Origin of the sequence: Actinoplanes aureus, assembly GCF_015704865.1 — a bacterium.
Taxonomy (GTDB): Bacteria; Actinomycetota; Actinomycetes; order Mycobacteriales; family Micromonosporaceae; genus Actinoplanes; species Actinoplanes aureus.
This window is the reverse complement of record NZ_JADQTO010000008.1, coordinates 303,538-311,950: the sequence shown is the minus strand read 5'-3', so window position 1 is coordinate 311,950 and position 8,413 is coordinate 303,538. Positions and strand designations below refer to the sequence as shown.

The following is an 8,413-nucleotide window of genomic DNA, read 5'->3' as shown; positions in this document are numbered from 1 at the left end:
TTCCACTCGCCGGGGGGGGGCGGCCCCGGCGGCCCCCCCCCCCCCCGGGGCCCCCCCCCGCCCGGCGGGATCAGGCGCGACAGCTATCAGCACGCCGCCATTGTCACCCTCGGGTATGACACTTCACTGCTGGCTGGAGCCGGCCCAGATGTTGATGCCGGAATCGGTCGCATACTTGTCGATCTCGGCCAGCTCCTCCGCGGTGAACGCGGTGTTCGCCAGGGCCGCGACGTTCGCCTCGAGCTGGGCGACGCTGCTCGCACCGAGCACCGCGGAGGTCATCCGCGGGTCCCGCAGCACCCAGGCGATCGCCATCTGAGCCAGGCTCTGGCCCCGCCGCTCGGCGATCGCGTTCAGGGACCGCACCTTGTTCAGGTTCTCGTCGCTGAGCAGGCCGGTGTTCAGCGACTTGTCCTCGCTGGCCCGCGAGCCTTGCGGCACCCCGGTGAGGTACCGGTCGGTGAGCATGCCCTGGGCGAGCGGGGAGAACGCGATGCAGCCGGCGCCCACCTCCTCCAGGGTGTCCAGCAGACCGTCCTCGACCCAGCGGTTCAGCATCGAGTAGGACGGCTGGTGGATCAGCAGGGGTGTGCCGAGGTCCCGCAGTATCGCGGCGGCCTCCGCGGTCTTGGCCGGCGAGTACGACGAGATGCCCACGTAGAGCGCCTTGCCGGCCCGCACCGCGGCGTCGAGGGCGCCCATCGTCTCCTCGAGCGGAGTCTCCGGGTCGAAGCGGTGCGAGTAGAAGATGTCGACGTAGTCGAGGCCCATCCGCTTCAGCGACTGGTCCAGCGACGCGGTCAGATACTTGCGGGAGCCCCAGTCGCCGTACGGGCCGGGCCACATGTCGTAGCCCGCCTTGGTGGAGATGACCAGCTCGTCGCGGTGGGACCGGAAGTCCCGGGCGAGGTGCCCGCCGAAGTTGCGCTCGGCCGAGCCGTACGGCGGGCCGTAGTTGTTGGCCAGATCGAAGTGGGTGATACCCAGGTCGAACGCCCGCCGCAGAATGGCTCGCTGAGTCTCCAGGGGCCGGTCGTCGCCGAAGTTGTGCCACAGGCCCAGTGAGATCTCGGGCAGTTTCAGGCCGCTGCGGCCGGTCCGCCGGTACTCCATGTCAGTTCAGCTCCGCAAGATCTTCAGTGGTCAGTTCCAGGGCGGCGGCCTGCGCCGAGTCCTGGATCGTCGAGGGGCGGCTGGCGCCGGGAATCGGGATCGACACCGGCGACTTGGCGAGGTGCCAGGCCAGGCAGACCCGTTGCGGGCTCACCCCGTACCTCTCGGCCACCGCGGCGAAAGCCGCCGCGTGACCGCCCAGCTCGGCCGCCCGGCTGATCCCGCCCAGCGGCGACCAGGGCAGGAAGGAGATGCCCAGCTCGGTGCAGAGCTCCAGCTCCGGTTCGCTGCTGCGGAACGCCGGTGAGAACTGGTTCTGCACGGAGACCAGGCGGCCGCCGAGGATCTCCCGCGCCTCGCGGATCTGCGCGGGGTTGGCGTTGGAGATGCCGGCCATCCGGATCTTGCCGGCGTCGAGCAGGTCGCGGATCGCGCCGATCGAGTCGGCGTACGGCACCTTCGGGTCGGGCCGGTGGTGCTGGTAGAGCCCGATGGCTTCGACACCGAGGCGCTTGAGCGAGGCCTCGCACGCCTGCTTGAGGTATTCCGGGGAGCTGTCCACGGTCCAGCTCCCGTCGCCCGGCCGCAGATGCCCGCCCTTGGTGGCGACCAGCACGCCGGACGTGTCCCCGCCGTAACTGGCCAGGGCGCGGGCGATCAGCGACTCGTTGTGCCCGACCTCGTCCGCGCCGATGTGGTACGCGTCAGCGGTGTCGATCAGGGTGACACCGGCGTCGAGGGCGGCGTGGACGGTACGGATCGAGCGTTCCTCGTCCGGCCGGCCCTCGATCGACATCGGCATGCCGCCGAGCCCGATCGCGCTGACCTGCACGTCGCCGATACGACGGCTCTGCATTGGGGTCCTCCTGGGGATGTTGTCGTCGCCTTCCACCCTGGTATTCCCCATATCGCCGCGTCCAACAGAAGAAACCGCTCGGATTCAGCAGCTAAAGTGCTGAATCGTGGAACTGCGGCATCTCGAATACTTCGTGGCCGTCGCCGAGGAACAGCATTTCACCCGCGCGGCCAAACGGATGCGGGTCGCCCAATCCGGCCTGTCCGCCTCGATCCGGGCCCTGGAACGGGAGCTGGACGCCGAGCTGTTCGTCCGGCACACCCGCCGGGTCGAACTCACCGACGCCGGGCAGGCGCTGCTCGCCGAGGCGCACCGGACGCTGGCCAGCGCGGCGGCCGCCCGTAACGCGGTGGCGGCGGTCCGCGGGCTGCTGCGCGGCAGCCTGGCGGTCGGCTCCGAGCAGTGCCTCGGCGTGATCGATCTGCCCCCGCTGGTCGCCGCGTTCCGCCGCGCTCATCCGGGCGTCGAGGTGCGGCTGCGCTACGCCGGTTCCGGGCACCTCGTCGAGCAGGTGCGCACCGGGCAGCTGCACGCCGGGTTCGTCGCGCTTCCCGGTCCGGCGCCGGACGGCGTACGCCTGCTGTCGCTCGGCGTCGAGTCGATGATGCTGCTCTGCCACCCGGCGCACGAGCTGGCGGCACAGGACGAGGTCTCGGTGGGTGACCTGACCGGCGAGAACTTCGTCGACTTCAGCCCGGACTGGGGCGCCCGCGGGGTCAACGATCTGACCTTCGCCCGGGCCGGCGCGGATCGGCGCGTCGCGGTCGAGGTCAACGACGTGCACACCCTGCTCGACTTCGTGCACCAGGACCTCGGCGTCGCCCTGGTTCCGGCTCCGGTGACGCGCAAGCCGCACGCCAAGGGCCTGCACGCGGCCGCGATCCGCGGGCCGGGACCGGCCTGGCAGGTGTCGGTCGCTCTGCCGGCCGGGGCACCCGCGGGGCCGGCGACCGACGCCCTGCTGCGGCTCGCCTTGCCGGACGGTCCGCGATGAGCCCCGTGACCCACCCCGGCGCGCGGCCGGCCGCCCACCCGGTGGGGTGATCCGACCGGCCGCCATCGGTCCGCAGGTCCTGCAGACGACCGCCCTCGCCAGGCGCTACGCCCTGGCCGCGTGGAAAAGGCTCACTTCACCGCGCCCGCGGTCAGACCGGCCTGGATCTGCCGCTGGAAGATCGCGTAGACCACGATCATCGGCAGGATCGAGAGCGTGAGCGCGGCGAACAGCTGGCCCCACTCGGCCTGGTAACCGGCCGACACGCTGATGTTCGCGATGCCCTGGGTGAGCACGTACTTGGACTCCGAACCGGCGCCCTGCATGATCACGACGGGCAGCAGGTACTGGTTCCACTGGCCGACGATGTTGAAGATCGTGATGCTGATCAGGCCGGACTTCGCCATCGGCATCATCACCTGGAAGAACCGGCGCAGGTGCCCGGCCCCGTCCACGGTGGCCGCCTCCTCGATCTCGTGCGGCAGCGTGCGGAAGAACGCGACCAGGAAGAACACCGTGAACGACAGCGAGTAGGCGATGTAGATCAGGATCAGGCCGAAGAACGAGTTCAGCAGGTTCAGCGACTGCGCGATGCCGAAGAGCGGGGCCAGCGCCATGAAGGTCGGGAAGGCCAGCCCGGACACGAACAGGTAGTAGATGAACCGGTTGCCGACGAACTTGTAGCGGGCCAGCACGTAGGCGGCCATCGACCCGAGCAGCATCGTGCCGGCCGTGCTGACCGACACCACGAAGACGCTGTTGAGGAAGTACTGCCCGATGTGCGCCTCGCTCCAGGCCTGCGCGTAGGTGTCGAACGAGTAGCTCTCCGGCAGCGCGAACGGCGTACCGAGGAAGATCTCCTCATTGCTCTTGAACGAGGCCAGCACCACCCAGATCAGCGGGCCGACGGTGGCCAGCGCCCACAGGAACAGTGCGAGGTGCGCCACGCCGCCGAGCGGGTTGACGCGGCGCTCGGCGCCGGCGTCGCGACCGGCGCGCCTGGGCTTCGCCTCCGGAGCGGCGCCCACCGCGTTGGCGCCGGGGTTGCTGGTGAGGTTCGTCATCGTCTGGAGCCTCTCGGTATCAGGCATCGACGGCGTCGCGACGGCTGACCCGCAGGGTCAGCCAGGCGAAGCTCAGGGCCAGGAAGAACAGCACGACGCCGAGCGCCGAGGCGTAACCGGCCTGGGAGTATTTGAAGGCGTTGAGATAGATCTGCAAGCTCAGGACCTGGGTCGAGTTGTTCGGGCCGCCCTGGTTCACGGTCATGATGTTGACGAGTGCGAAGGCGTCGAACGCGGCGATGCCGAGATAGATCCAGGCGACCTGGATGTTGCCCCAGAGCAGCGGCAGGGTGATCTTGGAGAACAGCGTGATCCGGCTCGCCCCGTCCAGCGCGGCGGCCTCGTAGATCTCCTGCGGGATCGAGCCCATGCCGGCCGAGAAGAGCACCACGTAGAAGCCGACCGCCTGCCAGACGAGCACCACCAGGATGCAGGTCAGCGCCCAGCGTTCGCTGGCCAGGAACAGCCACGGTTCCCAGGAGTCGGGGAGCAGGCCGTTGATCATGCCGCTCTTGTCCGGGCCGAACACCCGGCCGAAGATCACCGCGACGATGGCCAGCGCCAGCAGCTGCGGGAAGAAGAAGATCACGCGGTAGATCGGCGAGCCCCAGACACCGCGGGTGACGCCGCCCTTGGAGCCGCCGCCGACGTTCAGCAGGAACGCGAAGAACAACGCGAGCGCGATCGTCACGATCGGCAGCAGGAGCAGCAGGAAGCCGTTGTGCCGCAGCGCGGTCCAGAAGACCGAGTCGTTCCACAGCTTCTCGAAGTTGGCGAAGCCGATGTCGTTGAACGTGCCGTAGCCCGTCCAGTCGGTCAGCGACAGCCGGAACATCTGCAGGTAGGCGCCGACCACGAAGATGGCGTAAAGCGCCACCGGCACGGCAAGGAAACCGATGATGAAGGGATACTTGCCATGCCGCATGGCGCTTTACCGTCCTACGTAGTCGTGCGTGGGGTACCGGGAACTCAGACGCGGGTGAACTTGGCGATCGAGGAGTCCTTGGCGACCTCCTGCGAAGCCTTCTCCATCGCGTCGCAGAACTTCTGCGCGTCACCACCGTTGAACATCAGGGTGTTGGCGGCCTCACGCGACGCGTCGTCGAGCTTCTTGTACCACGTGTCGAACAGGTAGCCCATGAAGACGTCCTTGCCGGCCTTCGACAGCATGTCGTTCGCGCTGGTCAGACCGGGCGAGATGGTGAGGCCGTCGGCCGCACCCGCCACCACGGTGAGCGACTTGGTCAGCTTGGTGAACTCCAGCGCCGCCGCCTTGGAGAGCATGACGCGCAGGTACTCCTTGCCGCCCTGCGGGTTCTTGCCCTTGGCCGACGCGAAGTAGACCTCACCGGCCGCCGCGTTGATCGCGGTCGCCGGCAGCTGGTCCGAGCCGGTCACGCTCGGGTACGGCATGACCGCGTACTCGAAGTTCGGCGTGATGCTGGCCGCCTGCTCGTTCTCCAGCCAGGAGCCGCACGGGTAGATCGCGAGCTTGTCCTGGTTCTGCTGGAGCTGGACCTCGGTGTGCTTGAGGCCGAGGAAGCTCTTGTTGATGTACTTCGCGCCGATCTGGCCCCAGGCCTCGGCGGCCTGCTTGATCGCGGGGGCCTGCCACGCGCCCGGCTTCAGGTTGTCGATGTCCTTGAGAACCTGCTCGGTGCCGATCTTGCCGGCGCTGGTCAGGATCGCCCGGACCATGTAGTAGGACGCGTTCGCGCCCGCGTAGCCGAACGGCGTGATGCCGGCCGCCTTGATCTTGTCGCACAGGGCGGTGAAGTCGGCCCAGGTCGTCGGGGCGGTCCAGCCGTTCTTGTCGAACAGCTTCTTGTTGTAGTACAGGCCGAAGACGGTGAAGGAGTAGTTCACCGCGAACGGCTTGCGGCCGCTGTCGGTGTCGTACGTACCCTGCTCGACCGCGCCCGGCACCAGGGTCTCGGCGACGGTCTTGCCCTCGATGTCGAAGGACGGGGCCGCGAACAGGTCGGTCAGGTCGGCGGCCTGGCCGGCCTTGACGATGGCACCGAAGTCCATCAGGTCGGAGCCCGAGTTGTTGATCATGTCGGGCGAGTCGCCGGAGTTGAGCCGCGGCTTGATCGTGGTGGCGATCTGCTGGGTCGCCGAGTAGGTGACCTTCGACTCCGGCCACTTCTTGCTGTACATCGGGGTGTCGACGTCGGTGGCGTACTTGGTGCCGAGGCCGCCGTCGAAGATGACGATCTCGATGGGCGCCTTGGGGTCGATGCCGAGCGGGTTCTCCGCGGACTTGGTCCCGGTGGCCTGCTCGGTCTTGTCGTCCTCGCCGCCGCCGACGCAGGCACTGAGCATGCCCACCGCGGGAGTGGCGGCGATGCCGACCGCGGCAGCGCGGCGCAGCAGGGTACGACGGTCGAGCTCGGAGTTCGTTATGTCAGACATCGATGTCCTTTCAGATGATTCCGGGAAGAATACTCAGCCCTTGACGGCGCCGGCGGTCAACCCCGTGGCGATGTTGCGTTGGATCAGCAGGAAGAAGACCACGACCGGGATCGAGGTGATGATCGCACCGGCCATGAGGGGGCCCCAGGCGGTACCGCGCTCGGTCTGGTTGTAGAGCAGCCAGGCCATCAGATTCTGCTTCTGCGGGCTGTTCAGCGTGTTGATGATGATGAACTCGTTCCACGCCTGGATGAAACCGTAGATCGAGGTGGCGACCAGACCGGGGCCGGTCAGCGGCAGGATGATCCGCCAGAACACCTGGGGACGGGAACAGCCGTCGATCATCGCGGCCTCGTCCAGTTCCCGCGGGATGCCGGAGATGAAGCCGCGCAGCGTCCACACCGTGTACGGCAGAAGCAGCACCAGGTACACCAGGGCCACGCCGATCAGGGAATTCGTCAGCTGAGCCCGCTGCATCATCAGGAAGAGCGGGATGAGCAGCGCCAGGAACGGCACCAGCTGCACGGCCAGCACGACCAGGATGATCGCTTTGCGCCCGTAGAAGGCGAACCGGGCGATCGCCAGCGCCGCGAGGAAGCCGACGACCAGCGCCGCCGCCACCGCCATGGCCGTGATGATCAAGCCGTTGACCATCGCCGGGAGGAACAGCTCCTCGCCCAGCGCGGACTTGAAGTTGTCCAGCGTCGGGTTCTCCGGCAGGAACGTCGGCGTGAAGCTCTGGACCTCGTTGGTCGGCTTGAACGCGGTGTTCAGCACCCAGTACACCGGGAAGAGCATGAGCAGACCGAAGACGATGCCCGTGGTGTTCGCGAAGAACGTACCGATACGGCTGCGTCCGACGGTGACGACGCCCTCGTCGTGGCGAGCCATCAGTCCACCTCTCCGATCTTGAACATCTGACGGATGTAGAACACCATCACGCCGAACATCAGCAGCACGGTGATCACCGCGATCGCCGAACCGTAGCTGTACCGGGACTGCCCGAACGCCTGCGTGTAGGAGAAGGTTGACAGGGTCTGATAGACCGGCTCGGGGTGTCCGTCCCGCAATGCCCAGTTCTGCGTGAAGAGACCGAAGTTCCAGATCACCGACAGCGTGGTGACGATGGTCAGCAGCGGCTTGAGGATCGGCAGGGTGATGTTGCGCAGCGCCTGCCAGCTCGAGGCGCCGTCCACCGTCGCGGCCTCGATCAGCTCTTTCGGCACCTGGGTGAGTCCGGCGCTCAGCGAGATGGCCAGGAACGGGATGCCGGCCCAGACCACCAGCGTGGTGATCACCGCCCAGCCCTGCCACGGATTGACGAACCAGCTGTGGTTCGCGTAGTCCAGGCCGAGCTTGGTGAGTACGTAGTTCACCACCCCGAAGTCGGAGTCGGTCAGCCAGCGGAACGCCTGCGCGGCCACCAGTTGGGGCAGCGCCCAGACGAACATCATCGCGACCATCATGAAGATCCGCACCTTGCTGTGCACTCGGCGCATCAGCAGTGCGATGGAGAGGCCGGCCAGCACCGAGATGGTGACCGAGACGACCGTGAAGGCCGCGGTACGCGCCACGACCCCCCAGAAGACGCCGTCCCCCAGCGCCTTCGTGTACTGATCGAAGCCGACCCACGGCGGCGTCAAACCGGTGATCAGTTCCCGCAGCCGCATGTTCTGGAACGACAGCACGACCATGCGGTAGAGCGGATAGGCGAGAAGCGCGACCAGGATCAGAAGCGTGGGCAGCGTGAGCAGCCACGGGACCCGGTTGTCGCTGCGGTTACGGCGGCGGCGCGTCCGGTGCGCGGGCGGAGCCGGCGGGGTCTGCTGCGCCCGCGCCGGGCTCGCCGGGGAGTCGACGGCGTACATCAGTGATCCTCTTCCACCTTCTGGCGAGGTGTGGCGGCCCGCCCCGCGGGGCCGGGGCCCCCCGGGGCGCAGGCCGCGGGGGGGGGGGGGGGGTTGTGGGCGG

The 8,413-nt window shown here is 67.8% G+C and carries 8 protein-coding genes; 1 reads left to right on the top strand and 7 read right to left on the bottom strand.

Annotated elements, in window-relative coordinates; all coding sequences use genetic code 11:
* Positions 1-123: 123 nt before the first annotated feature.
* Positions 124-1,113: an L-glyceraldehyde 3-phosphate reductase gene (mgrA, locus tag I4J89_RS19725; protein WP_196415445.1), complete on the bottom strand. Its 990-nt coding sequence runs from the start codon at positions 1,111-1,113 to the stop codon at positions 124-126.
* Between the two features lies 1 nt (position 1,114).
* A complete protein-coding gene (locus I4J89_RS19720; protein ID WP_196415444.1) occupies positions 1,115-1,969 on the bottom strand; it encodes an aldo/keto reductase in 855 nt (284 codons plus the stop codon).
* A 106-nt stretch (positions 1,970-2,075) separates the two neighbouring features.
* Between I4J89_RS19720 and I4J89_RS19715 the strand changes: the two genes are divergently transcribed.
* Entirely contained in the window at positions 2,076-2,963 is an 888-nt protein-coding gene (locus I4J89_RS19715; RefSeq protein WP_196415443.1) for a LysR family transcriptional regulator, read from the top strand.
* Positions 2,964-3,094: 131 nt separating this feature from the next.
* Here the strand turns inward: I4J89_RS19715 and I4J89_RS19710 are convergent, their stop codons facing one another.
* The 5 genes from I4J89_RS19710 to I4J89_RS19690 are packed head-to-tail and all read right to left on the bottom strand — an operon-like array spanning position 3,095 to position 8,310.
* The gene (locus I4J89_RS19710) at positions 3,095-4,027 is read right to left on the bottom strand and encodes a carbohydrate ABC transporter permease (RefSeq protein WP_196415442.1); all 933 of its coding nucleotides are present in this window, start codon (positions 4,025-4,027) and stop codon (positions 3,095-3,097) included.
* A 19-nt stretch (positions 4,028-4,046) separates the two neighbouring features.
* The gene (locus tag I4J89_RS19705; RefSeq protein ID WP_196415441.1) at positions 4,047-4,952 is read right to left on the bottom strand and encodes a carbohydrate ABC transporter permease; all 906 of its coding nucleotides are present in this window, start codon (positions 4,950-4,952) and stop codon (positions 4,047-4,049) included.
* Positions 4,953-4,996: 44 nt separating this feature from the next.
* A complete protein-coding gene (gene ngcE, locus I4J89_RS19700; RefSeq protein WP_196415440.1) occupies positions 4,997-6,442 on the bottom strand; it encodes an N-acetylglucosamine/diacetylchitobiose ABC transporter substrate-binding protein in 1,446 nt (481 codons plus the stop codon).
* A 33-nt stretch (positions 6,443-6,475) separates the two neighbouring features.
* Positions 6,476-7,333: a carbohydrate ABC transporter permease gene (locus I4J89_RS19695; RefSeq protein ID WP_196415439.1), complete on the bottom strand. Its 858-nt coding sequence runs from the start codon at positions 7,331-7,333 to the stop codon at positions 6,476-6,478.
* The gene (locus tag I4J89_RS19690; protein ID WP_196415438.1) at positions 7,333-8,310 is read right to left on the bottom strand and encodes a carbohydrate ABC transporter permease; all 978 of its coding nucleotides are present in this window, start codon (positions 8,308-8,310) and stop codon (positions 7,333-7,335) included. Before I4J89_RS19690 ends, I4J89_RS19695 begins: the two co-directional genes overlap by 1 nt.
* Positions 8,311-8,413 lie beyond the last annotated feature (103 nt).